The organism is Pseudomonas sp. NFACC46-3, assembly GCF_900114515.1.
Lineage (GTDB): Bacteria > Pseudomonadota > Gammaproteobacteria > Pseudomonadales > Pseudomonadaceae > Aquipseudomonas > Aquipseudomonas fluorescens_Q.
The window spans coordinates 59,481-82,147 of sequence record NZ_FOTH01000017.1; the positions used below are offsets into that span (position 1 = coordinate 59,481).

Consider the following 22,667-nt stretch of genomic DNA (forward strand, 5'->3'; position numbering starts at 1 on the left):
GGAGCATCAGACACACTGCATCCACCGGTTTACGACCGTTTCGCGGCCGAGCGGGAGCAAGCTCCCTCGCCACAGGTCCATCATTGTTCTTAAATGAACAGCATTACCCATGCAGGGCGCTTTTTTTATGCCAGGCAACCCCCTGTGGGAGCGAGCTTGCTCGCGATGGCGGCAGAGCAGGCGCCTCTTGTAGTCATGGGGCGTAAGGCATCACCCGCTTATGCTCAGTCTTGCGATAGGTCTCGCAAATGATCCTGAACGCCTCGTCCCGTACCGGCTTGCCGTGCAGGAACGCATCGATCTCGGCGTAGGTCACGCCGTGGGAGGCTTCGTCCGGCTTGCCTGGGGACAGGTCCTCAAGGTCGGCGGTGGGGATTTTTTCCACCAGCGACTCCGGCGCGCCAAAGTCACGAGCGATGGCCCGGACCTGGTTTTTCACCAAACCACTCAACGGCGCCAAGTCGCAGGCGCCATCACCGAACTTGGTGAAGAAACCCATCACCGCTTCGGCGGCATGGTCGGTGCCGATCACCAGGCCGTGCTCGGTGCCCGCGATGGTGTATTGCGCCACCATACGCATCCGCGCCTTGGTATTGCCCAGCACGAAATCCCGCGAGACTGCTGCCTTGCCTTCGAACGCCGCGACTTGATCGGCCAAGGCCTTGACCGCCGGACCGATGTTGACGGTATGGCGCTCGTCCGGGTCGATGAAGTCCACACATGCTTGGGCTTCATGCTCGTCGAACTGGGTTTCGTACGGCAGGCGCACGGCGATGAACTTGTAGGCGGTGTTACCGGTTTTCTCCCGCAGTTCGCGCATGGCACGTTGGGCCAGGAGCCCGGCGGTCAGCGAATCGACGCCACCGCTGATGCCCAGCACGAGGGACTTGAGCCCGGAGTTGACCAGGCAATCCTGGATAAAGTCTACCCGACGGGCGATTTCGGCCTTGAGGGCGGCGTCATCGGCGAACGGTGGCTGGACCTTGAGCTGTTCAGCAATCTCACGCTGTACGGCTTGCATGAATTCACTCCTTGCTTGATGTGTCAGAAAGGGCGGCAGGTACTTGGAAAACATGTCGCATGTAGGCGACGAAATTCGGGTCTTTGCAGTGGGTCTTGCCGGGCTCGTCTGAAATCTTGGCCACGGGTTGCCCGTCACAGCTGATCATTTTAAGCACGATGCTCATCGGCTCTACACCTGGAATGTCACACGTCAGGTTGGTGCCAATACCGAAGCTGACATTAATGCGACCACGCAATGCTCGAAAAATCTCCAGGCATTTGGGCAATGTCAGGCTATCGGAGAACACCAGGGTCTTGCTCATCGGATCGATGCCGAGCTTGTGATAGTGGGCAATGGCTTTTTCGGCCCAGATCACCGGGTCGCCCGAGTCATGGCGCAAACCGTCGAACAGCTTGGCGAAGAACAGATCGAAATCCTTGAGGAAGGCGTCCATTGTGATGCAATCGGTCAGGGCGATCCCCAGCAGGCCTCGGTACTCGCGCACCCAGCAATCGAGGGCGGCGATCTGGCTGTCGATCAGCCGCGGGCCCAATTGCTGGTGGGCCATGATCCACTCGTGGGCCATGGTGCCCAGGGGCTTCATGTCCAGTTCCCGGGACAGGTGCACGTTACTGGTGCCGACGAAGCGCCCGGGGAAGTCATGCTTGAGCACGTTGACCACTTCTTCCTGGACACGGAAGGAAAAACGACGACGGGTGCCGAAGTCCGCGACTTGCAGTTCGGACAGTTCTTCGGCGCTGGCGTTGGCGCTCAGCCAGTCGAACTTGCGATAAAGCTGTTCCCGCGCCTGTTCCAGGACGATTTCACGATAGCGATAACGATTGCGCACCTCGCTGACGATGGCCAGTAGCGGCACTTCGAACAGAATGACGTGCAGCCACGGCCCGCGCAGGCGGATGAACAGCTCGCCGTTTTCGATACCGGTGTGCACGTAGCGCAGGTTGAAGCGAAACAGGCCCAGGAAACGCAGGAAGTCCGGCTTCAGAAAACTGATGCGCTCCAGGAAACCCAACTGGTCGGCGCTCAGGCTCAACTCGGCCAGGCGCTCGATCTGAAAGCGGATCTCCGCCAGGTACGGGCGCAGATCTTCGCTGTTGCGGCAGCGAAATTCCCATTCGACTTCGACGTTGGGGTAGTTGTGCAACACCGCCTGCATCATCGTCAGTTTGTAGAAGTCGGTGTCGAGCAGGTTCTGCACGATACGATCGGCAAATACGCTCTCGCTCATAGGGTTCTCCAGACAGGCCGCTGCGGCGGGCAGCGGGGTGCAGCGGTTTGGGATGAGGGGGTTAGTGGCGCATAACCTGGGTGGGTATTGCCAGTGATTTTTTAGTGTTCACAGGCCTTTGTGGCGAGGGAGCTTGCTCCCGCTCGGGTGCGCAGCGCCCGCACGTTTTTGGGGCCGCTTCGCAGCCCAGCGGGAGCAAGCTCCCTCGCCACAGGGGGAAAGCCAATGGCTACTGCGGCGTACCCGGGCTCTCGATCTGTTCCAACATCCACTCCACAAAAAACCGCACCTTGGGCACTTCCGCCGAATGTTCCGGATAGGCCAGGTAATAGGCGTTGGTGCTGGGCATCGCGTGTTGCCAGGGGATGACCAGTTTACCGTCGGCCAGTTCTTCTTCCACCAGAAACCGCGGCAGCAGGGCGACGCCGCAGCCGACCTGGGCGGCGCGGATGCACATGTAGAAAGTTTCGAAACGCGGCCCGTGATAGCTATGTTCGGTGTGGTAGCCCTGGTGGTCGAACCAGTCGTGCCAGGCCTGGGGCCGCGAGGCGTTTTGCAGCAGCACCAGCTCGGCCAGTTGGGTCGGGTCGGTGAAGGGCTGGTCAGGCAGGCTGCCGGGCGCGCAGACGGGCACCAGTTCTTCGCCAAACAGCTTCAGGGATTCGGTGCCGGGGCGCGAGCCTTGGCCGAAATAGAACGCCAGGTCGCTGCGCCCTTGCAGCAAGTCGTCGGCCTCCTGCTCGCTGCACAGGTCCAGGTGAATCTTCGGATGGCGCAATCGCCAGCCCTTCAAGCGTGGGACCAACCAGCGAGCGCCGAAGGTCGGAGGCGTGGAAACGCGCAGAACTTCAGTGTCGCCGCCGTAGGAGCGCAGGTAATGGGTAGACATCTCCACCTGTGTGAGGATTTTTCGCACTTCCCCCAGGTACAAATCACCGGCAGGCGTCAGCTGCAAGCGTCGGCGCACGCGTCGGAACAGCAAGTGCTGCAGCAGCTCCTCCAGTTGCGCGACCTGTTTGCTGACGGCGCTCTGGGTCAGATTCAGCTCTTCGGCGGCACGGGTGAAGCTCAAGTGGCGGGTCACCGCTTCGAAGCATTGCAGCGCCGTGATCGACGGCAAATAGCGTTTATTGAGCATATGAGGCCTTATTTCTTGTCGCTCTGCTTATCCGGTCATGGCCAGCATGAATAAACGGAATGATATCTCGCTTAAAGGTCGTTTGTTGGCAAGACTCAGGCCAGCTACAACTACAGGTCTGATCAGTCGCATTCGTCCGGCTGCCAATCCTTTGTTTTTCGTGTGAGGAAATTTTCCATGGTTGCTGCATTGCTTGATCGCTTGGGCGTCGACTCGGCCTTGTACCAGAACGGCACACAACCGGTGCATTCGCCCATTGATGGCAGCCGTATCGGCGCTGTGAACTGGGAAGGCGCGGCTGAGGTCGAGCAGCAGGTCAGCCGTGCCGAACACGCCTTCGACCTGTGGCGCCAGGTGCCGGCCCCGCGTCGCGGCGAGCTGGTGCGTCAATTTGGCGACCTGCTGCGTGAATACAAGGCCGACCTTGGCGAGCTGGTGTCGTGGGAAGCCGGCAAAATCACCCAGGAAGGCCTGGGTGAAGTGCAAGAGATGATCGACATCTGCGACTTCGCCGTCGGCCTGTCCCGCCAGCTGTACGGCCTGACCATCGCCTCCGAGCGTCCGGGCCACCACATGCGTGAGTCCTGGCATCCGCTGGGCGTGGTCGGGGTGATCAGTGCCTTCAATTTCCCGGTGGCGGTCTGGGCCTGGAACACCACGCTGGCCCTGGTGTGCGGCAACGCGGTGATCTGGAAGCCGTCGGAAAAGACCCCGCTCACCGCCCTGGCGTGCCAGGCGCTGTTCGAGCGCGTGTTGAAGAACTTCAGTGACGCCCCCCCATACCTGAGCCAGGTGATCATCGGCGGTCGTGATGCCGGTGAAGCGCTGGTGGATGACCCGCGCGTGGCCTTGATCAGCGCCACCGGCAGCACCCGCATGGGCCGTGAAGTGGCACCGAAAGTTGCCGCGCGTTTCGCCCGCAGCATACTGGAGCTGGGCGGCAACAACGCCATGATCCTGGCACCGAGTGCCGACCTGGACATGGCCGTACGCGCCATCCTGTTCAGCGCCGTCGGCACCGCCGGCCAGCGTTGCACCACCCTGCGTCGGCTGATCGCCCATGAGTCGGTGAAGGAAGAAATCGTCACCCGCCTCAAGGCCGCCTATTCGAAAGTGCGCATCGGCCATCCGCTGGAAGGCAACCTGGTGGGGCCGCTGATCGACAAGCACAGCTTTGACAACATGCAGGACGCCTTGGAGCAGGCCCTGAGCGAAGGCGGGCGCGTGTTTGGGGGCAAGCGCCAGCTCGAAGACCAGTTCCCGAATGCCTATTACGTCTCGCCGGCCATCGTCGAGATGCCGGAGCAGAGCGACGTCGTGCGCCACGAAACCTTCGCGCCGATCCTGTATGTGGTTGGCTACAAGGACTTTGCCGAGGCCTTGCACCTGAACAATGCCGTGCCCCAGGGCCTGTCGTCCTGCATCTTTACCACCGACGTGCGTGAAGCCGAACAGTTCATGTCGGCCGTGGGCAGTGACTGCGGCATCGCCAACGTCAACATCGGCCCGAGTGGCGCCGAGATCGGCGGTGCATTCGGTGGCGAAAAAGAAACCGGCGGCGGTCGCGAATCCGGCTCCGATGCCTGGCGCGGCTACATGCGCCGCCAGACCAACACCGTGAACTATTCGCTGGAGTTGCCGTTGGCGCAGGGAATTACCTTTGATTAAGCAGCTTCAAGCCGCAAGCTCCAAGCTGCAAGCGACCCCTGCTTGCAGCTTGAGGCTTGAAGCTCGCAGCTGCTCCTGACCAGGAGCTGGCAATGCCGTTACGCGAAGAATGTCTATGGGAAAAACTGACGCCGCAAAGGCCTGAAAACAGCGGGCTCACCGGTGAAGTCACGGCCGACGTCTGCGTGATCGGCGCGGGTTTTACCGGGTTATCGGCGGCGGTGCATTTGCTCGAACAAGGCAAGCGCGTGGTTGTGCTGGAAGCCCATCGGGCCGGGCACGGCGGATCGGGGCGTAACGTCGGGTTGGTCAACGCCGGCCTATGGATCCCGCCGGATGACATCGAGGCCGGGTTCGGCGAGGCGGTGGGCAGCCAGCTCAACCGCATGCTGGGGGCCGCACCGGCCCTGGTGTTCAGCCTCATCGATAAATACAACATCGATTGCCAACTGCGCCGCGAAGGCACCTTGCACATGGCCCATAACGCCCGGGGCGAGGCCGACCTGCGCAGTCGTGAAGAGCAATGGAAGCGCCGCGGTGCCCCGGTGGAATTGCTCACCGGCCAGGCCTGTGTCGATGCCACCGGCACGTCGAAAATCGCCGCGGCGCTGCTCGACCGTCGTGCCGGTACGCTCAACCCGATGGCCTACACCAGCGGGTTGGCCAAGGCCGCCACCGACCTTGGCGGTCAGTTGTTCGACCACTCGCCGGTGACGCACCTGGAACGCCAAGGCCAGCGCTGGTCGGTGCAGACTGCCCAGGGGGCGGTGCTGGCCGAGCAGGTGGTGATCGCCTCCAACGCCTACACCGAGGGCGACTGGACCGAGCTGCGGCGCAATTTCTTCCCCGGTTATTACTATCAGGTCGCCTCGGTCCCGCTGACCGACGAGGCCGCCCGACGCATTCTGCCGGGCGGGCAGGGCTCGTGGGATACCCGCCAGGTGTTGAGCAGCATCCGCCGGGACAAGGACGGCCGTTTGCTGCTGGGCAGCCTGGGCAACGGCAACCGCAAGCCGACCTGGTTCCTCAAGGCTTGGGCCGATCGGGTGCAGCAGCACTATTTTCCTTACCTCAAGTCGGTGGAGTGGGAGTGCACCTGGACCGGTTGCATTGCTTTTACCCCCGATCACTTGATGCGCCTGTTCGAACCGGCTCCCGGGCTGGTGGCCGTTACCGGCTACAACGGTCGGGGCGTGACTACCGGCACGGTGGTCGGCAAGGCGTTCGCCGATTACCTGTGTCACGGTAACGCCCAGACCCTGCCGATCCCGTTCGCCCCCATGCAGCCATTGGCCGGGGTGGGGTTGCGCAGTTGCCTGTATGAAGCGGGCTTTTCGCTGTATCACGCGGGCCAGTGCCTGCGGATCGTCATTTGAGTGTTGAAAATTGTTGCTGGAACCCGCGTTTTCCGGCGTAGCGTCTAGCCTGTTATGGTGCGGGTTGTAGCAATCGTGCACCGACAGTGTGCAGTTCGGTGACGTGGGTTGTTACACAGCGGTTGCACGCTGTTTCGTGCGATGGTTGCAATGATGGCTCACAGAGGGTTTCACTCATTTAAATAAAAGGTTGCACCTCGTGCGGTTTAGACGGTTGCACGCCCTATGAAAAAGGGCTCGAAACAGTCGAAATAACAATAAAGCAGCGACTTTTTTCAGAATAAAAAACCGATGGCACGGCCCTTGCTCTGAGCTTTTCAGTGAAATGAAGTCGCAGTGCCAACTAAAAAAAACCTTGGAGCACCACCTCATGTCCCAGACGTTTTACAAGAAAGGTTTCCTGGCCCTCGCAGTGGCAGCTGCGCTGGGTGTTTCTGCGTTTGCCCAAGCTGATGTGAAATTTGGTGTGGCGGGGCCGATGACAGGCGCCAACGCTGCATTTGGCGAGCAGTACATGAAGGGTGCCCAGGCGGCAGCCGATGCCATCAACAAGGCTGGCGGCGTCAACGGCGAGAAAATCGTACTGGTCGCGGGCGACGACGCCTGCGAACCCAAGCAGGCCGTGGCCGTGGCCAACCGCCTGGTCGACCAGGACAAGGTGATCGGCGTGGTCGGGCACTTCTGCTCGTCCAACACCATCCCGGCCTCCGAGGTCTACGACGAAGCTGGCATCATCGCCATCACCCCGGGCTCCACCAACCCCCAGGTCACCGAGCGCGGCCTGAGCGCCATGTTCCGCATGTGCGGTCGTGACGACCAGCAGGGCATCGTGGCAGGTGACTACATCGTCGACGTGCTCAAGGGCAAGAAAGTGGCCGTGCTGCACGACAAGGACACCTACGGCCAAGGCCTGGCGGATGCCACCAAGGCACAACTGGCCAAGCGCGGCGTGAAGGAAGTGCTGTACGAAGGCCTGACCCGCGGCGAGAAAGACTTCAGCGCCGTGGTCACCAAGATCCGTGCGGCCGGTGCCGACGTGGTCTATTTCGGTGGCCTGCACCCGGAAGCCGGCCCGTTGGTTCGCCAGTTGCGTGAGCAAGGGCTCAAGGACGTGAAGTTCATGTCCGACGATGGCATCGTGACCGACGAACTGGTCACCACCGCCGGCGGCGCGCAATACGTCGATGGTGTGTACATGACCTTTGGCGCCGACCCGCGCCTGCTGCCAGACAGCAAGGCCGTGGTTGAAGAGTTCCGCAAGAATGGCACCGAGCCTGAAGGCTACACCCTGTACGCCTACGCTTCGGTCCAGGCCCTGGCCGCCGGTTTCAATGGCGCCAAGTCCAATAAAGGCGAAGACGCGGCCAAGTGGCTCAAGGCCAACCCCGTCCAGACCGTGATGGGCAAGAAGGAATGGGACACCAAGGGCGACTTGAAAGTCTCCGACTACGTGGTCTATCAGTGGGACAAGGACGGCAAATACCACCAGCTGGAAAAACAGAAGTAAGGGCTGACGCGACCGGCAACGCCTCCTTTGGGGGCCGGGCAAACCCCGGTTTCCAAAGGGCGCGTGCAGGTCGTGCCTGACATTGCTCCGACGTTAATCTGTATTTTCCTTAGAAGAACCGCGCACCCAAAGGTGTGCAGGTTCTCACTGCGTGAGATTGCGTTATGGATGGTATTTTCCTGCAGCAACTGATCAATGGCCTGACCCTCGGGTCGGTCTATGGTCTGATCGCCATCGGCTACACAATGGTCTACGGCATCATCGGCATGATCAACTTCGCCCACGGCGAGGTTTACATGATTTCCGCTTACCTCGCGGCAATCAGTCTGGCTCTGCTGGCTTACTTCGGTATCGAATCCTTTCCACTCATGATCCTTGGCACGCTCGTGTTCACGGTGGTGGTCACCGGGGTATACGGCTGGGTCATCGAACGCGTCGCCTATAAACCCCTGCGCAACTCGACCCGGCTGGCACCGCTGATCAGTGCCATCGGTATTTCGCTGATCCTGCAGAACTACGCACAGATCAGCCAGGGTGCCCGTCAACAGGGTGTCCCAACGCTGCTTGAAGGCGCCATGCGCCTCGACATCGGCAGCGGTTTCGTCCAGCTCACCTACACCAAGATCTTCATCCTGATCGCCGCATTCGCCGGGATGGCGGTGCTGACCTACATCATCAAGTACACCAAGCTCGGGCGCATGTGCCGCGCCACCCAGCAAGACCGCAAGATGGCCTCGATCCTGGGGATCAACACCGATCGGGTGATCTCCTACGTCTTCATCATCGGTGCGGCCATGGCAGCCCTGGCCGGCGTGCTGATCACCATGAACTACGGCACATTCGACTTCTATGCCGGCTTCATCATCGGCATCAAGGCGTTCACCGCGGCGGTACTCGGCGGCATCGGCTCCCTGCCTGGGGCCATGCTCGGCGGGATCATCCTCGGGATTTCCGAGTCGCTGTTCTCCGGTCTGATCAACTCCGACTACAAAGACGTGTTCAGTTTCTCGCTGCTGGTGCTGATTCTGATTTTCCGTCCCCAAGGCCTGTTGGGTCGCCCACTCGTGGCGAAGGTATAAGTATGTCTGCTGCCAATAAACCGCTTGATATCAAACAGAGCGTCATCGACGCGATCCTGGCCGGCCTGATCTCGCTGATCGTGTTCGGGCCGATCGTCGGCGTGGTGCTCGACGGCTACAGCTTCAACTTGCAACCGGCCCGCGTCGGCTGGCTGGTGGCGATCGTGATGATCGGGCGCTTTGCCTTGAGCCTGTTCCTGCAAACCCCCAAGGGACTGAAGATTCTCCAGGGTTTCGAGAGCACCGGCTCCGGCGTGCACGTGCTGCCGCCGGACTACAAGTCGCGCCTGCGCTGGATCATCCCGGCGTTGATCGTGATTGCCATCGTGTTTCCGTTTTTCGCCAACAAATACGTGCTCACGGTGGTCATCCTCGGGTTGATCTATGTGCTGTTGGGCCTGGGCCTGAACATCGTGGTCGGCCTGGCGGGGCTGCTCGACCTCGGCTATGTGGCGTTCTACGCCATCGGCGCCTATGGCCTGGCGCTGGGCTACCAATACCTGGGGCTGGGCTTCTGGACGGTACTGCCGCTGGCGGCCATCGCTGCGGCGATGGCGGGGTGCATATTGGGATTCCCGGTGTTGCGAATGCACGGTGACTACCTGGCCATCGTGACCCTGGGCTTTGGCGAGATCATTCGCCTGGTGCTCAACAACTGGCTGTCGTTCACCGGTGGGCCCAATGGCATGCCGGTTCCTTCGCCGACTTTCCTGGGCCTGGAGTTCGGCAGGCGGGCGAAGGATGGCGGGGTGCCATTCCATGAGTTCTTCGGCATCGACTACAACCCCAACATCAAATTCCTGTTCATCTACATCGTGTTGTTCATCACGGTACTGCTGGTGCTCTACGTCAAGCATCGCCTGACCCGCATGCCGGTCGGTCGTGCCTGGGAAGCCCTGCGCGAGGATGAAATCGCCTGCCGCTCCATGGGCCTGAACCATGTGCTGGTCAAGCTCTCGGCGTTCACTATCGGTGCGTCCACGGCTGGCCTGGCCGGGGTGTTCTTTGCCAGCTACCAAGGCTTCGTCAACCCGTCTTCGTTCACCTTCTTCGAATCGGCGCTGATCCTGGCCATCGTGGTGCTCGGTGGCATGGGCTCGACGGTCGGCGTGGTGATCGCGGCATTCGTGCTCACCGTGGCACCGGAGCTGCTGCGCAGCTTCTCCGAATACCGGGTGTTGCTGTTCGGCGTACTGATGGTGTTGATGATGATCTGGCGTCCTCGCGGCCTGATCCGTATCAGCCGAACCGGCGTGACGCCGCGCAAGGGGGTTGCGCCATGAGCGAAGTCGTACTCAAAGTTGAAAACCTGATGATGCAGTTCGGTGGCATCAAGGCCCTCAGCGATGTCAGCCTGCAAGTCAAACGCAACTCGATCTTTGCCCTGATCGGTCCCAATGGCGCGGGCAAAACCACGGTGTTCAACTGCCTGACCGGTTTCTACAAGGCTTCGGGCGGCAAGATCGAGCTCAATGTGCGTGGCGAGCAAACCAACGTCATCAAGCTGTTGGGCGAGGCGTTTCGCCCGACTGATTTCGTGTCGCCGAAGTCCTTCGCCAGCCGGCTGTACTACAAGATGTTCGGCGGCACCCACTTGGTGAACCGCGCCGGCCTGGCGCGTACTTTCCAGAACATTCGCCTGTTCAAGGAAATGTCGGTGCTGGAAAACCTGCTGGTGGCCCAGCACATGTGGGTCAACCGCAGCATGGTGGCGGGTATCCTCAACACCAAGGGCTACCGCAAGGCCGAAAGCGACGCCTTGGATCATGCGTTCTATTGGCTGGAAGTGGTGGACCTGGTGGATTGCGCCAACCGTCTGGCGGGCGAGCTTTCCTACGGTCAGCAACGGCGCCTGGAAATCGCCCGGGCCATGTGCACACGCCCGCAGATCATCTGCCTCGACGAACCGGCCGCCGGCCTCAACCCTCAGGAAACCGAAGCGCTGAGCGCGATGATCCGGCTGCTGCGCGACGAGCATGATCTGACCGTGGTACTGATCGAACACGACATGGGCATGGTAATGAGCATTTCCGATCACATCGTGGTGCTGGACCACGGCAACGTGATCGCCGAGGGCGGTCCCGAGGCGATTCGCAACGATCCGAAGGTGATCGCGGCCTACCTGGGTGCCGACGAAGAGGAGCTGGTATGAGTGGACCTATCCTCGAACTCAAGGAATTGGACGTGTTCTACGGGCCGATCCAGGCCCTGAAGAAAGTCTCGATGCACATTGGCGAAGGCGAGACCGTGAGCCTGATCGGCTCCAACGGGGCCGGCAAGTCCACGCTTTTGATGTCGATCTTCGGCCAGCCGCGTGCCGCCGGTGGGCAGATCATTTACCAAGGCGTGGACATCACCCACAAGTCGTCCCACTACATCGCGTCCAACGGCATCGCGCAGTCGCCGGAAGGGCGGCGGGTATTCCCCGACATGACCGTCGAGGAAAACCTGCTGATGGGTACCATTCCTATTGGTGACAAATACGCCAGCGAAGACATGCAACGCATGTTCGAGCTGTTCCCGCGACTCAAGGAGCGGCGCAACCAGCGGGCCATGACCATGTCCGGCGGCGAGCAGCAAATGCTCGCCATCGCCCGGGCATTGATGAGCCGGCCAAAGTTGTTGCTGCTCGATGAGCCGAGCCTGGGGCTGGCACCCATTGTGGTGAAGCAGATCTTCGCCACCCTGCGTGAGCTGGCATCCACGGGGATGACCATCTTCCTGGTGGAGCAGAACGCCAACCACGCCCTCAAGCTGTCGGACCGGGCCTATGTGATGGTCAACGGTGAAATTCGCCTGACCGGCACCGGCAAGGAATTGCTCGCCAACGAAGAGGTGCGTAACGCGTACCTGGGCGGTCATTGAGGCGGTTGTTGCAATGAAAAAACCGGCGAGTGATCGCCGGTTTTTTTATCTCTGCAAAACACCACTGCCCCCTGTGGGAGCGAGCTTGCTCCGACAGGGGTTTGTATGTTTTTCACAATTGTGGACAACAATCCTGAGTCCTTGCGAAGCCGCGACATAAAGTCGCCGCAAATAGTTGTTTTGCCACGGTTTTGACTTGTCCCCGTTTGCTGTGGAACTGGCTGTGGGTAACGTGGGAGTAGCTGGCTGAAAGCCTTTGAATACGTGGCTTGCAGGGCTGTGATCGTTTTTTGATCAGGCGTTTTCAGTCAAGCGGGAATGGCTGTTGTCAACACTTTTGTGACCGCTGCAATGGGCTTGAAAGTCGCTGGGCAAGCCTGTGGATAAGTCTGTGGTTAAACTCTGGAAAGACGGCGCTGAGCAGCGTCGTTACTGGCTTGGAGCCATCGCCCATCTCGCATTGGCTTATAGCAGATAACTTGCGCTGCACAACCTCACTTGCAGGGTCAAGCGAAAAAAATTTCCAAACACCCCGCAAAGCCTTATGCACAGCGGCTTGCGGGTTTTGCACTTGCCCCCGATTACTGTGGACGTGCCTGTGGATAAGATGCGGGCAACCGGCTGCGGCCCTTGTTCGACAAGGCCTGGCATTGATTGGTTGTTTTATGAGCAGTCGTTGGGCAAAAGCCGTGTGCAAGCCTTGCCCCTACCGTGCCAGGGCGGGCATGCTGTGGGCCGATTTCCATTCAATGGCTGTTGAAGTTCAAACAAGGAGAACACGATGTCTGACACGCTGTTTATTACCGGCGCGACGTCCGGTTTTGGTGAAGCCTGTGCCCGTCGTTTTGCCGAGGCCGGTTGGAAACTGGTGCTGACCGGTCGTCGTGAAGAACGCCTCAATGCCCTCTGTGCCGAGCTGTCGAAGCAGACTGAAGTCCATGGCCTGGTATTGGATGTGCGTGATCGCAAGGCCATGGAAGAGGCCATCGCCAACCTGCCGCCATCCTTCGCCAAATTGCGCGGGCTGATCAACAACGCCGGACTGGCCCTGGGCGTTGACCCTGCACCCAAGTGCGACCTTGATGACTGGGACACCATGGTCGACACCAATGTGAAAGGGCTGATCTACAGTACTCGCCTGTTGTTGCCGCGCCTGATCGCCCACGGTCGTGGGGCCGGGATCGTCAACCTGGGTTCCATCGCCGGCAACTACCCGTACCCGGGCAGCCATGTGTATGGCGCGAGCAAGGCGTTCGTCAAACAGTTCTCCCTGAACCTGCGTTGCGACCTGCAAGGCACGGGCGTGCGGGTGAGCAATATTGAGCCGGGCCTGTGCGAGAGCGAGTTCTCCCTGGTGCGCTTCGGTGGCGACCAGGAACGCTACAACGCGACCTACGCCGGCGCGGAGCCGATCCAGCCACAGGACATCGCCGATACGATTTTCTGGGTGCTCAATGCGCCAGCGCATATCAACATCAACAGCCTGGAGCTGATGCCGGTGAGCCAGACCTGGGCCGGGTTTGCCATTGAGCGCAACAAGACTTGATGGTGGACATCTGTGGCGAGGGAGCTTGCTCCCGTTCGGCTGCGAAGCAGCCGCCAGCTTTTGGGGCCGCTACGCAGCCCAGCGGGAGCAAGCTCCCTCGCCACAAAAGCTACAGGAGTCACAGCAGCCACAGCAGCCACAGCAGCGTTATGCCAGGTAGTCGGCCAGCCCGCGATAGCAGGTCAGCAGGTGATACGGCGTAGTGGACGGCATGTCCCGGCGGCTGACGATGCCGTCGGCGTCCAGGCATTCGTTCCAGCCCTTGGCATGCAGGAAATGCTGCTGCAGCGCCCGCAATTGACGCAGCAGCAGCCCCTGGCTGCCCGGGCGCAAGGTGAGTGCCCGCAAGTATTCCGCCTGGGCCCAGATGCGTTGGGTGGCATCGCGCGGGCCTGCCTGGGATCCCAAGGCCAGCGTTGCACACACAGCGCCGGAGTCCGGGGCGACGCCGCGTTGTTCGGTATGGCCGAAGCTGTGCTCCAGGGCCGCGTGCAGCTTGCCGTCACGCAGCAGGGGTGAGGACGCCAGCAGGAAATACCATTCGAACTGGTGCCCCGGTTCGAACCAGTTATCCACAGCTCTGAGCGGCTTCTCCATCATCACGCGTTGCTGCGGCTCGATGAAATGCTTGGACATCCCGTCGCAAAGGCTCAGCAGCGCCTGGCGGACGTTGGCGTCTTCGCGAACCGACAAGGTCGCGAGGAACGCTTCGGCCAGATGCATCAAGGGGTTTTGCAACGGGCCGGATCCGGTCGTTGACCAGTCGCGCTTTAGGCTGGCTTCGTAGAGGCCGTCTGCGCTGGCAAAGCGCCGGGCAATGACCTCCAGGCACGCGTTGAGTACCGACTCCACCAGCGGTTCGCGGACCTTGCCCCAGTAATGGGCGCAGGCGAACAGGATAAAGGCGTGGGTGTAGAGGTCTTTGCCGGTGTCCAGCGGCGCGCCTTGCGGGTCGATGCTGTAGAACCAGCCGCCATGCTCGGCATCGTGGAAATGACGCTGCAGCGAGCGGAACAGTGCACTGGCCCGCTCCTCGGCCTGGGGCACTTCGCCGATCAGATTGGCGAACACATACAACTGCCGCGCACAGGCCATGGCGCGGTAGCGCTGGGGTGGCAGCGGCACATGCTCGGCATCAAGGGATTCATAGGGCAACGCCAGTTCGGCATTCCAGCCCGGGCCTTGCCACATCGGCACGATCACGTCGTGAAAATGCTGACGCACCGTTGCGAACAGGGCGGTCAATTCAGGCTGGGGAGCGGGGCGGGAAGCATCAGGCATCGGCGGAGGTCGTCACGGCTGGGGGCGATTGCGCGACATGGTAGCAGAGTGACCGACTCCAGAGAGATGGTGCTTGTAAGTCCGTCATCGCGAGCAAGCTCGCTCCCACAGGGGCCGGTGTACACCGATCAAAGTGTGGAGGCCCGATCAAGCTGTGGGAGCGAGCTTGCTCGCGATAGCGGCCAGGCAGGCGCTAAAGAATCAGCCCGCCAGCAACCAAAACCCAGTCGCCGCCGAAGCCGCCCCAGCCAATCGAACCAACGGCGCCGCCGCTCGCGGCAACACCCGCACCAGGGCAAACCCGGCGCCATGCAACGCCGCCGTCGCTGCGACGAAGCCCACCGCATAGGCCCACGGGCTCGACATGTCCGGCAGTTCCAAGCCATGGGCCACGCCATGGAACAGCGCGAACAGTGCCGTCGCACCGACTGCCAGGCTCAATGGTGGACGCACCGCCAGTGCCACCGCTAGGCCCAGGGCGAGCACCGAGGCGGCGATCCCGCTTTCCAGCGCTGGCAGATCCAGGCCTTCAAAGCCCAGCAGGCCACCGAGCAGCATTGTACCGACGAAAGTGCAGGGCAGCGCCCAGCGCGCGGCGCCTTGTTGTTGCGCGGCCCACAAGCCCACCGCCAGCATCGCCAGCAAATGGTCGAGCCCAGCGATGGGGTGGCCGAGGCCGGCGATCAGGCCATTGTCGCCATGGCCGGGATGGGCGAAGGCCAAGGCTGGGGTCAGCAGCAGGGCAAGGGGGCCGAGGATGCGTTTGAAGTTCATGGATAAGCTTCCTTGTGGTCAGTCGGAAAGATCAGGCGGCGGTCAGCAGACCCTGGCGCTCGATGAAGGCAATGATGTCGTCCAGGCCCTGGCCGGTCTTCTGATTGCTGAACACGAAGGGCTTGCCGTTGCGCATCCGCCGGGTGTCGCTGTCCATCATTTCCAGGGACGCACCCACCAGCGGTGCCAGGTCGATTTTATTGATCACCAGCAGGTCTGATTTGCAGATGCCCGGCCCGCCCTTGCGCGGCAACTTGTCACCGGCCGAGACGTCGATCACATAGATGGTCAGGTCCGACAATTCCGGGCTGAAGGTCGCCGACAGGTTGTCGCCGCCTGACTCCACCAGGATCAGGTCCAGGCCCGGGAAGCGCCGGTTCAACTGGTCCACCGCCTCCAGGTTGATCGACGCGTCTTCGCGAATCGCCGTGTGCGGGCAACCGCCGGTTTCCACGCCGATGATCCGCTCCGGCGCCAGGGCCTCGTTGCGCACCAGGAAGTCGGCGTCTTCGCGGGTGTAGATGTCGTTGGTGACCACCGCCAGGTTGTAGCGTTCACGTAGAGCCAGGCACAGGGCCAGGGTCAGGGCGGTCTTGCCGGAACCTACCGGGCCGCCGATACCGACGCGCAGAGGTTGTGTATTCATGAGTGTCTCCTAGGAACGGAACAGACGGCTGTACTGGCGCTCATGGGCCATGCACGCCAGGGACAGGCCAAATGCGGCGCTGCCGTAATGATCGGGGTCGATGTTCGAGGCGTCGCGCTGGGCCTGTTGCAGCAGCGGCAGCAGCTCGCTGGTCAGGCGCTGGGCCGCTTGCTGGCCCAGGGGCAGGGTTTTCATCAGCACCGCCAGTTGGTTTTCCAGCCAGCTCCACAGCCAGGCGGCGAGGGCGTCCTGGGGGGCTATCTGCCAGGCGCGGGCGGCCAGGGCCCAGCACAAGGCCAGGTGCGGCTCGCTGCGCTGTTCGAGAAAGTCTCGCGCGGCGCGGTCGAGTTCCGGCAGGCCCGCGAGCAATTGCTGCAACGAGTAGCCCATCTGCCGGCTCTCCTGATACAGCTCGCGGGTTTCCCGGCTGGCGCGGTGTTCTTCGCAACGTTGCAGCAGCGCGTCCCAATCGTCAGCGGCGGCTGCGGTGCAGTGCGCCAGCAGCAAGGGCGCTTCGAAACGCGCCAGGTTCAGCAGCAGTTGATCGCTGATCCAGCGACGGGCGTCGTCAGGGTTTTTCACCTGGCCGTTGTCCACCGCCATCTCCAGCCCCTGGGAATAGCTGTAGCCACCAATCGGCAGTTGCGGGCTGGCCAGACGCAGCAGCGCCCAGGCCGGGTTCATGTGCGCACGCCGAACTGATGCAGGCGCGGCGCGTAGTTGAAATCTTCGTCGCCGTGCCGGGAGTGATGGTGACCGCCGCCATAGGCGCCGTGTTCCGGCTGGAACGGGGCTTCGATGGATTCGGCGCGGGCGCCCAGTTGTTCGAGCATCGCCTTGAGCACGTAGTCGTCCAGCAGGCGCAACCAGCCATCGCCCACTTGCAGGGCGACATGGCGATTGCCCAGATGGTAGGCGGCGCGGGTCAGTTCGAAGGCGTTGGCGCAGGTGACATGCAGCAATTGTTCGGCGCGGGCGCAAACGCGCACGATGCGCCCGTCTTCAGCTTGCAGGCATTCGCCGTCGTACAGCGGCGGTTGGCCTCGTTCCAGGAACAACCCCACGTCTTCACCCTCGGCACTGAAACAGCGCAGGCGGCTTTTGCTACGGGCGTCAAAGGTCAGGTGCAGCTCGGCGTCCCAGCGCGGTTGAGTGTCGATTCTGCGATGAATCACCAGCATCGGAGTGCTTCCAGCAATGAACAGTGCTGTGTTTAGAGCAAGGGGCTTGCCAACCGAATGAGGTGTAGGAAATAGCTGGGATGGCGTTTCAGGATGGGGCGGATTGCGTGCCATGTTGGTGCGCGACGCGATGGCGCGCACCATTTTGCGGCTGACACAAAAAGAACCTGTGGGAGCGGGCTTGCTCGCGAAGGCGTCGGCTCAGCTTGCATCAAAACAAAGCGCTATCCCTTGGCACCAGGCGCCGCCATCTCCTTGGTTTCCAGATGATCCAACGCCCGCTCAACCAACAACTGCACCCCATCGGCCATGCGACTGATCGCCAGGGCGACGCAGCGGCGTGAGTCGTCGACGTCGTCAGCCAGGTCGGCGGCGATGGTGCTGATGGAAAGCAGGTCTTCGGAGGCGTTGGCGAGCAGGGTTTCGGTGTCGATGTGGGGGGACACGATGAAGAGTTGGTTTTTGTCAGGTTCGGGCGGTGAGGCGGGCTTGGGCTTGAGGTAGTAGTCGAGGGCGCGGGTGGCGGCGTCTTCGAGCTTTTTTTCTTCCTGTGCTTCGACGCGGGATTTGTGGCCGCTTTGCGGGGGATTCGGAGTTGCTTTGAACATAGTGAAAATTCCTGGAAGTGGAGCCGACACCCTCCGATTGCACGTCGAAAAATGGGTGGCAGCTGTACGTAGGTGTGCAAGACCGGTCCAGGAACCCGGCAGACCCGAAGGTCTCCCACGCGCAGCCGCCATAACAGTCGGCGAGCATAGAAAAATGCTCGGCGAATAGCCATAACGAATGCGTTCCTAGATCGGACTTGCACGTCCGTGTCACCGTTTTTTGCGATGACGAACAAAGGTTAGCGGCGCTCGAAATTGCTGCCTAGTTCATGAGCAGCCCTGCGTGTTGAAGGAAATGTCCGAGGGTTTGGCAGGGAAAAGCCCCGAAAGGTCACAGCGGTCGGCAGTTCCTACAGAGATGGCCACATCTCCCAGGCGGTTCTTCGGGAGGCGGTGTGTCAGGTGAGCAATCAGGGGGCTGAGACTCCGCTATCGCGAGCAAGCTCCCACAGTGGGTACATCGGGTTATTCGGTACTGCCCAACCCTTGCCAATGCTTGAGGCCAATGAAGATGAACCGCAGTTGCTGGGTAATCTTCGCCTGGGGCGTGAGATGTTCGGGGAGGGCTTGGGCGGGTGGGTCGATGATGTCCGGCAGGGTGGCGAATACGCTCTTGACGATGAGGTCGGCCATCACGCCCAGGGCGGCAAGGTCCAGGTGCTGCAACTTGGGCATCAAGGCCAGGTCGGCTGCCAGGTCCGAGCTGATGTCTTCGCGCAGTTGGGCGATGGCCTGGCGCACCGGCAGGGAACCGCCGTATTGCTCGCGGGCCAGGAACAGGAACTGCGATCGGTTGGCCTGCACCACATCGAGAAAGATCCGCACTGACGCGTCGATAATGCCGCCCATGACGAATTCGTTGTGGCGTACCAGGCGGATGGTTTCGCGGAAGGTCTGGCCGACTTCGCTGACCAGTACCAGGCCCAGTTGGTCCATGTCGTCGAAGTGCCGGTAGAACCCGGTGGGGACGATGCCGGCTGTCCGGGCGACTTCCCGCAGGCTCAGGCTGCCGAACCCCCGGCCACACTCCATCAAACGGCGGGCTGCGTCCATCAGGGCAATTCGGGTCTGTTGTTTCTGTTCGGCGCGGGGCAGCATCGCAAGGCTGGCTTCTGATTCACGGGAGCGACGCACTCTAGCAAATCGGCTTTGTCGACGTCGAACGGTAGAGGGGGATCGGGCGGGGAAAACGAGGGGTTTGAAAAGTCAAAAGCCCGATTGCAGGAATCGGGCTTTTTTCTGGGCCACCATGGGCTCAGCTCACTGTGCCGTTGCGTTCGATCACGCGGTCACCACCGCCTTCGGCGAGGGTCTCACCCAGCTTGGTGCGGGAAGAGCCGTCTTCGGCGAGGGTCTCACCCAGCTTGGTGCGGGAAGAGCCGTCTTCAGCCAAGGTCTCACTCTGCTTGGTGCGGTCGTAACCGTCTTCAGCCAAGGTCTCGCTTTGCTTGGTGCGGTCATAACCGTCTTCAACCAGACCTTTTTGTTCCAGGCGATCACGGCCACCTTCGGCAACCGTCTGGCTGTAGACAGAGTGGCTGTCCTTGACCTGTGGCGTGGCTTGTTCGGAAGCTGGCAGTGCGAAGGCAGTGGAGGCCAGCAGTGAAAGGGACAGGCTCATCAGTAATTGGCGTTTCATGATCGTTGCTCCTTGGGGGGGCGATAAAGTGGGTACGAGGGCAATGCTACTCTCGATAAGTCGATATAAAAGTTCATAAAGACAATGGTAATAATCAACGGAATTGATTGTTCTGCGCGAAGGCTCTAGAACGGGCGTTTCCGAGGTGCCGTTTTGCACCGAGGTGGGTATTTTGTACCCACTACTGCCTCGTAAATGTGCGAGGGCGGTAACAGTTTGTTGGCTGATCGGTCAGGAATATTGCATTTTTTTGTGCCGTTCATCGGCACCTGTGGGCCGCTTTACCAGTCCAACCCTTCATAACGAACCGACTGCAAGGTCGTGTTCCCAGCGGCGTCGCGGTTGCGGACGCTGACTTGTCATCAGGAGCCTTGTGCATGACGCGCACCTCGAAAATCCTCGCCTGGAGCTTTGCCAGCCTTGTTGTCCTGCTGGCCGTGCTGGTCCTGGTCATCGCCTTCTTCGACTGGAACCGCATCAAGCCCACGCTCAATGCCAAGGTTTCCGAGGAGTTGCATCGTCCCTTCGCCATCAACGGCAATCTGGCGGTAGCCTGGCAGCGTGAGCCAGAGGAAGGGGGCTGGCGTGCCTGGCTGCCCTGGCCCCATGTGGTGGCCGAGGATTTGAGCCTGGGCAACCCTGACTGGTCGAAAACCCCGCAAATGGTCACGCTCAAGCGTGTCGAGTTGCGCGTGTCCCCCTTGGCCTTGCTGGCCCGGCGGGTGGCGATACCGCGCATCGACCTGACGGAGCCCAATGCCAACCTGCAGCGTCTGGCTGACGGACGCGCCAACTGGACCTTCCAATTCGATCCGAAAGACCCGGACGCCGAGCCGTCCAGCTGGGTGGTGGACATCGGCGCCATCGGCTTCGACAAGGGCCACGTCACCCTTGACGACCAGACGCTCAAGACCCGGCTCGACCTGTTGATCGACCCGTTGGGCAAACCCATCCCGTTCAGCGATATCGTCGGTGATAAGGCCGCCAAAAAGGCTCAGGACCAGGGCGCGAAACCGCAGGACTATGCGTTCGCCTTCAAGGTCAACGGGCAGTATCACGGGCAGAACCTGGCCGGCTCCGGCAAGGTCGGTGGTTTGCTGGCATTGCAGGATGCCTCACGACCCTTTCCGCTCCAGGCCCAGGCGAAGATCGCCGAGACCCGCGTCGAACTGGCCGGCACCCTCACCGACCCGATGAATCTCGGGGCCCTGGACTTGCGCCTGAAACTGGCCGGCAACAGCCTGGCTCATCTCTACCCGCTGACCGGCGTGACCCTGCCGGATTCGCCGCCTTACGCCACCGATGGCCGCTTGATTGCCAAGCTGCATGAGCCGGGTGGGGCGCTGTTCCGCTACGAGGCGTTCAACGGCAAGATCGGCGACAGCGATATCCATGGCGACCTGGCTTATGTCGCCAGTCAGCCCCGGCCGAAACTCAGTGGCGCGCTGGTCTCCAACCAATTGCTGTTCAGCGACCTGGCGCCGCTGATCGGTGCTGACTCCAATTCCGAGCAAAAGGCCCGTGGCGGTGCCAGCAAGCAGCCAGCCGATAAGATCTTGCCCGTGGAAGAGTTTCGCACCGAGCGTTGGAACGTGATGGACGCCGATGTGGAGTTCACCGGCAAGCGCATTGTCCATAGCGAGCAGTTGCCATTCACCGACCTGTATACCCATCTGGTGCTCAACGATGGGCAGTTGAGCCTCGAGCCCCTGCGCTTCGGTGTGGCCGGTGGTCGCCTCGATGCGCAGATCCGCCTCAATGGCCATGCCCAGCCCCTTGAAGGCCAGGCGAAGTTGACGGCGCGCGGCTTCAAACTCAAGCAGCTGTTCCCGGGTTTTGAGCCGATGAAAACCAGTTTCGGCGAATTGAACGGCGATGCCGATATCACCGGGCGCGGCAATTCGGTGGCGGCGTTGCTGGGCACTTCCAACGGCACGCTGAAAATGCTCATCAACGATGGCGCTATCAGTCGTGAGCTGATGGAGCTGGCGGGGCTGAACGTCGGCAACTACGTGGTGGGGAAAATCTTTGGCGACAAGGAAGTGAAGATCAACTGCGCAGCGGCGGACTTCGACATCAAGACGGGCCTGGCAACCACGCGTCTGTTCGTGTTCGACACCGAGAACGCGATCATCTACATCGACGGCACGGCGAACATGGCGAATGAACAGCTGGACCTGACCATCACCCCCGAGTCCAAGGGCTGGCGCCTGATTTCCCTGCGCTCGCCGTTGTACGTCCGGGGTCCGTTCGCCAAGCCCGCCGCCGGGGTCAAGGCGGTGCCGCTGATGCTGCGCGGCGCCGGGATGGTGGCGTTGGGTGTGATCGCTGCACCGGCCGCCGGCTTGCTCGCGCTGGTAGCGCCCAGCGGCGGTGAGCCGAACCAGTGCGCACCGCTGCTGGAGCAGATGAAGGCGGGCAAGGCGCCGGTGACGGTCAAGCCCACCCGATAAGCCAGGCTTGCGGTGAGGCGACGGGCCTCATCGCGAGCAAGCTCGCGCCCACAGGGAGATGCGATTCCATGTGGGAGCGAGCTTGCTCGCGATAGCGGTATCAGTATCAGAGGTCGGCCAGGATATCGGCCATGTCATCGGCATGCTCTTCTTCCTGGGCCAGGATGTCTTCGAAGATGCGCCGGGTGGTCGGGTCTTTTTCGCCGATGTACTGGATGATTTCCCGATAGCTGTCGATGGCGATCCGTTCCGCCACCAGGTCCTCGTACACCATTTCCTTGAGGGTGTTGCCCGCCACGTACTGGGCGTGGGAATTGCGGGTCAACAGGTCGGGGTTGAACTCCGGCTCGCCGCCCAACTGCACGATTCGCTCGGCGAGTTTGTCGGCGTGTTCGGCTTCCTGGTTCGCGTGCTCGAGGAATTCACTGGCCGCCACGCTGGCCTTGAGGCCGGTGGCCATGAAGTAGTGGCGCTTATAGCGCAGCACGCACACCAGTTCGGTGGCCAGCGCTTCGTTGAGCAGGCGGACAACTTCCTGCCGATCGGCGCCGTAACCTTCGGTCACTGCGCCGTTCTGCACGTTCTGCCGTGCACGTTCGCGCAGGGTCGTTACATCGGATAAGTGCATGTCGCTCATCTCGTTCTCCTGGAGGC

21 protein-coding genes are annotated in these 22,667 nt (G+C 61.4%); 9 read left to right on the forward strand and 12 right to left on the reverse strand.

What is annotated here, in order from left to right:
• Positions 1-193 precede the first annotated feature (193 nt).
• From nadE to BM300_RS17700, 3 genes are all read right to left on the reverse strand, one after another.
• A complete protein-coding gene (gene nadE, locus BM300_RS17690; RefSeq protein WP_092146989.1) occupies positions 194-1,021 on the reverse strand; it encodes an ammonia-dependent NAD(+) synthetase in 828 nt (275 codons plus the stop codon).
• Positions 1,022-1,025: 4 nt separating this feature from the next.
• A complete protein-coding gene (gene pncB, locus BM300_RS17695) occupies positions 1,026-2,252 on the reverse strand; it encodes a nicotinate phosphoribosyltransferase (RefSeq protein ID WP_063323168.1) in 1,227 nt (408 codons plus the stop codon).
• A 229-nt stretch (positions 2,253-2,481) separates the two neighbouring features.
• Positions 2,482-3,390, reverse strand: a complete 909-nt coding sequence (locus tag BM300_RS17700; RefSeq protein WP_063323167.1) for a LysR family transcriptional regulator — start codon at positions 3,388-3,390, stop codon at positions 2,482-2,484.
• Between the two features lie 177 nt (positions 3,391-3,567).
• Here BM300_RS17700 and BM300_RS17705 point away from each other — a divergent pair, with 177 nt between their 5' ends.
• The 8 genes from BM300_RS17705 to BM300_RS17745 all read left to right on the forward strand — a co-directional run bounded on the left by BM300_RS17705 (position 3,568) and on the right by BM300_RS17745 (position 13,431).
• Positions 3,568-5,058 carry an L-piperidine-6-carboxylate dehydrogenase gene (locus BM300_RS17705; protein WP_063323166.1) on the forward strand — a complete coding sequence of 497 codons (1,491 nt, stop codon included), beginning with the start codon at positions 3,568-3,570 and terminating at the stop codon, positions 5,056-5,058.
• A gap of 92 nt (positions 5,059-5,150) precedes the next feature.
• Complete coding sequence (locus BM300_RS17710; RefSeq protein WP_092463420.1) at positions 5,151-6,434, forward strand: L-pipecolate oxidase; 1,284 nt, start codon at positions 5,151-5,153, stop codon at positions 6,432-6,434.
• A 370-nt stretch (positions 6,435-6,804) separates the two neighbouring features.
• A complete protein-coding gene (locus tag BM300_RS17715) occupies positions 6,805-7,941 on the forward strand; it encodes a branched-chain amino acid ABC transporter substrate-binding protein (RefSeq protein ID WP_063323164.1) in 1,137 nt (378 codons plus the stop codon).
• Between the two features lie 164 nt (positions 7,942-8,105).
• Positions 8,106-9,020: an ABC transporter permease subunit gene (locus BM300_RS17720; RefSeq protein ID WP_063323163.1), complete on the forward strand. Its 915-nt coding sequence runs from the start codon at positions 8,106-8,108 to the stop codon at positions 9,018-9,020.
• A gap of 2 nt (positions 9,021-9,022) precedes the next feature.
• The gene (gene livM / locus BM300_RS17725) at positions 9,023-10,303 is read left to right on the forward strand and encodes a high-affinity branched-chain amino acid ABC transporter permease LivM (protein WP_060739397.1); all 1,281 of its coding nucleotides are present in this window, start codon (positions 9,023-9,025) and stop codon (positions 10,301-10,303) included.
• Positions 10,300-11,172: an ABC transporter ATP-binding protein gene (locus BM300_RS17730; RefSeq protein ID WP_063323162.1), complete on the forward strand. Its 873-nt coding sequence runs from the start codon at positions 10,300-10,302 to the stop codon at positions 11,170-11,172. Before livM ends, BM300_RS17730 begins: the two co-directional genes overlap by 4 nt.
• Positions 11,169-11,885, forward strand: coding sequence for an ABC transporter ATP-binding protein (locus tag BM300_RS17735; protein WP_053117959.1), 717 nt, complete (start codon positions 11,169-11,171; stop codon positions 11,883-11,885). The genes BM300_RS17730 and BM300_RS17735 overlap by 4 nt, the downstream gene beginning before the upstream one ends.
• 781 nt (positions 11,886-12,666) lie before the next feature.
• Positions 12,667-13,431, forward strand: coding sequence for an SDR family oxidoreductase (locus BM300_RS17745; protein WP_003197302.1), 765 nt, complete (start codon positions 12,667-12,669; stop codon positions 13,429-13,431).
• Positions 13,432-13,578: 147 nt separating this feature from the next.
• Here the strand turns inward: BM300_RS17745 and BM300_RS17755 are convergent, their stop codons facing one another.
• The 8 genes from BM300_RS17755 to BM300_RS17790 all read right to left on the reverse strand — a co-directional run bounded on the left by BM300_RS17755 (position 13,579) and on the right by BM300_RS17790 (position 19,560).
• The gene (locus BM300_RS17755) at positions 13,579-14,712 is read right to left on the reverse strand and encodes an AGE family epimerase/isomerase (protein WP_092347289.1); all 1,134 of its coding nucleotides are present in this window, start codon (positions 14,710-14,712) and stop codon (positions 13,579-13,581) included.
• Positions 14,713-14,913: 201 nt separating this feature from the next.
• Positions 14,914-15,486 (reverse strand): HupE/UreJ family protein, encoded by a 573-nt coding sequence (locus BM300_RS17760; protein ID WP_092463422.1) that lies wholly within the window; start codon positions 15,484-15,486, stop codon positions 14,914-14,916.
• Positions 15,487-15,517: 31 nt separating this feature from the next.
• Positions 15,518-16,132: an urease accessory protein UreG gene (gene ureG, locus BM300_RS17765; protein ID WP_003197309.1), complete on the reverse strand. Its 615-nt coding sequence runs from the start codon at positions 16,130-16,132 to the stop codon at positions 15,518-15,520.
• Positions 16,133-16,141: 9 nt separating this feature from the next.
• On the reverse strand, positions 16,142-16,816 hold the full coding sequence (locus BM300_RS17770) for an urease accessory protein UreF (protein ID WP_092146999.1): 675 nt from the start codon (positions 16,814-16,816) through the stop codon (positions 16,142-16,144).
• Positions 16,813-17,313, reverse strand: a complete 501-nt coding sequence (gene ureE, locus BM300_RS17775; RefSeq protein WP_063323158.1) for an urease accessory protein UreE — start codon at positions 17,311-17,313, stop codon at positions 16,813-16,815. Before ureE ends, BM300_RS17770 begins: the two co-directional genes overlap by 4 nt.
• A 224-nt stretch (positions 17,314-17,537) precedes the next feature.
• Positions 17,538-17,921, reverse strand: a complete 384-nt coding sequence (locus tag BM300_RS17780) for a DUF6124 family protein (protein WP_063323157.1) — start codon at positions 17,919-17,921, stop codon at positions 17,538-17,540.
• 465 nt (positions 17,922-18,386) lie between these two features.
• On the reverse strand, positions 18,387-19,019 hold the full coding sequence (locus tag BM300_RS17785; RefSeq protein WP_063323156.1) for a TetR family transcriptional regulator: 633 nt from the start codon (positions 19,017-19,019) through the stop codon (positions 18,387-18,389).
• A 157-nt stretch (positions 19,020-19,176) separates the two neighbouring features.
• Positions 19,177-19,560, reverse strand: a complete 384-nt coding sequence (locus BM300_RS17790; protein WP_092463424.1) for a hypothetical protein — start codon at positions 19,558-19,560, stop codon at positions 19,177-19,179.
• A 377-nt stretch (positions 19,561-19,937) separates the two neighbouring features.
• On the opposite strand from BM300_RS17790, the gene BM300_RS17795 reads away from it, so the two are divergent.
• Positions 19,938-22,013 (forward strand): AsmA family protein, encoded by a 2,076-nt coding sequence (locus tag BM300_RS17795; protein WP_092463426.1) that lies wholly within the window; start codon positions 19,938-19,940, stop codon positions 22,011-22,013.
• A gap of 106 nt (positions 22,014-22,119) precedes the next feature.
• Here BM300_RS17795 and BM300_RS17800 read toward each other — a convergent pair whose 3' ends face one another.
• Positions 22,120-22,650, reverse strand: coding sequence for a ferritin-like domain-containing protein (locus tag BM300_RS17800; RefSeq protein WP_003197320.1), 531 nt, complete (start codon positions 22,648-22,650; stop codon positions 22,120-22,122).
• Positions 22,651-22,667 lie beyond the last annotated feature (17 nt).

Coding starts and splice junctions, on each gene's coding strand:
- BM300_RS17735 (WP_053117959.1), top strand. CDS start 11,169: ATGAGTGGACCTATCCTCGAACTCAAGGAATTGGACGTGTTCTACGGG.
- ureG (WP_003197309.1), bottom strand. CDS start 16,132: ATGAATACACAACCTCTGCGCGTCGGTATCGGCGGCCCGGTAGGTTCC.
- pncB (WP_063323168.1), bottom strand. CDS start 2,252: ATGAGCGAGAGCGTATTTGCCGATCGTATCGTGCAGAACCTGCTCGAC.
- BM300_RS17705 (WP_063323166.1), top strand. CDS start 3,568: ATGGTTGCTGCATTGCTTGATCGCTTGGGCGTCGACTCGGCCTTGTAC.
- BM300_RS17760 (WP_092463422.1), bottom strand. CDS start 15,486: ATGAACTTCAAACGCATCCTCGGCCCCCTTGCCCTGCTGCTGACCCCA.
- BM300_RS17700 (WP_063323167.1), bottom strand. CDS start 3,390: ATGCTCAATAAACGCTATTTGCCGTCGATCACGGCGCTGCAATGCTTC.
- BM300_RS17710 (WP_092463420.1), top strand. CDS start 5,151: ATGCCGTTACGCGAAGAATGTCTATGGGAAAAACTGACGCCGCAAAGG.
- BM300_RS17730 (WP_063323162.1), top strand. CDS start 10,300: ATGAGCGAAGTCGTACTCAAAGTTGAAAACCTGATGATGCAGTTCGGT.
- BM300_RS17745 (WP_003197302.1), top strand. CDS start 12,667: ATGTCTGACACGCTGTTTATTACCGGCGCGACGTCCGGTTTTGGTGAA.
- BM300_RS17795 (WP_092463426.1), top strand. CDS start 19,938: ATGACGCGCACCTCGAAAATCCTCGCCTGGAGCTTTGCCAGCCTTGTT.
- BM300_RS17780 (WP_063323157.1), bottom strand. CDS start 17,921: ATGTTCAAAGCAACTCCGAATCCCCCGCAAAGCGGCCACAAATCCCGC.
- ureE (WP_063323158.1), bottom strand. CDS start 17,313: ATGCTGGTGATTCATCGCAGAATCGACACTCAACCGCGCTGGGACGCC.
- livM (WP_060739397.1), top strand. CDS start 9,023: ATGTCTGCTGCCAATAAACCGCTTGATATCAAACAGAGCGTCATCGAC.
- BM300_RS17790 (WP_092463424.1), bottom strand. CDS start 19,560: ATGAAACGCCAATTACTGATGAGCCTGTCCCTTTCACTGCTGGCCTCC.
- BM300_RS17720 (WP_063323163.1), top strand. CDS start 8,106: ATGGATGGTATTTTCCTGCAGCAACTGATCAATGGCCTGACCCTCGGG.
- BM300_RS17715 (WP_063323164.1), top strand. CDS start 6,805: ATGTCCCAGACGTTTTACAAGAAAGGTTTCCTGGCCCTCGCAGTGGCA.
- nadE (WP_092146989.1), bottom strand. CDS start 1,021: ATGCAAGCCGTACAGCGTGAGATTGCTGAACAGCTCAAGGTCCAGCCA.
- BM300_RS17770 (WP_092146999.1), bottom strand. CDS start 16,816: ATGAACCCGGCCTGGGCGCTGCTGCGTCTGGCCAGCCCGCAACTGCCG.
- BM300_RS17800 (WP_003197320.1), bottom strand. CDS start 22,650: ATGAGCGACATGCACTTATCCGATGTAACGACCCTGCGCGAACGTGCA.
- BM300_RS17755 (WP_092347289.1), bottom strand. CDS start 14,712: ATGCCTGATGCTTCCCGCCCCGCTCCCCAGCCTGAATTGACCGCCCTG.
- BM300_RS17785 (WP_063323156.1), bottom strand. CDS start 19,019: ATGCTGCCCCGCGCCGAACAGAAACAACAGACCCGAATTGCCCTGATG.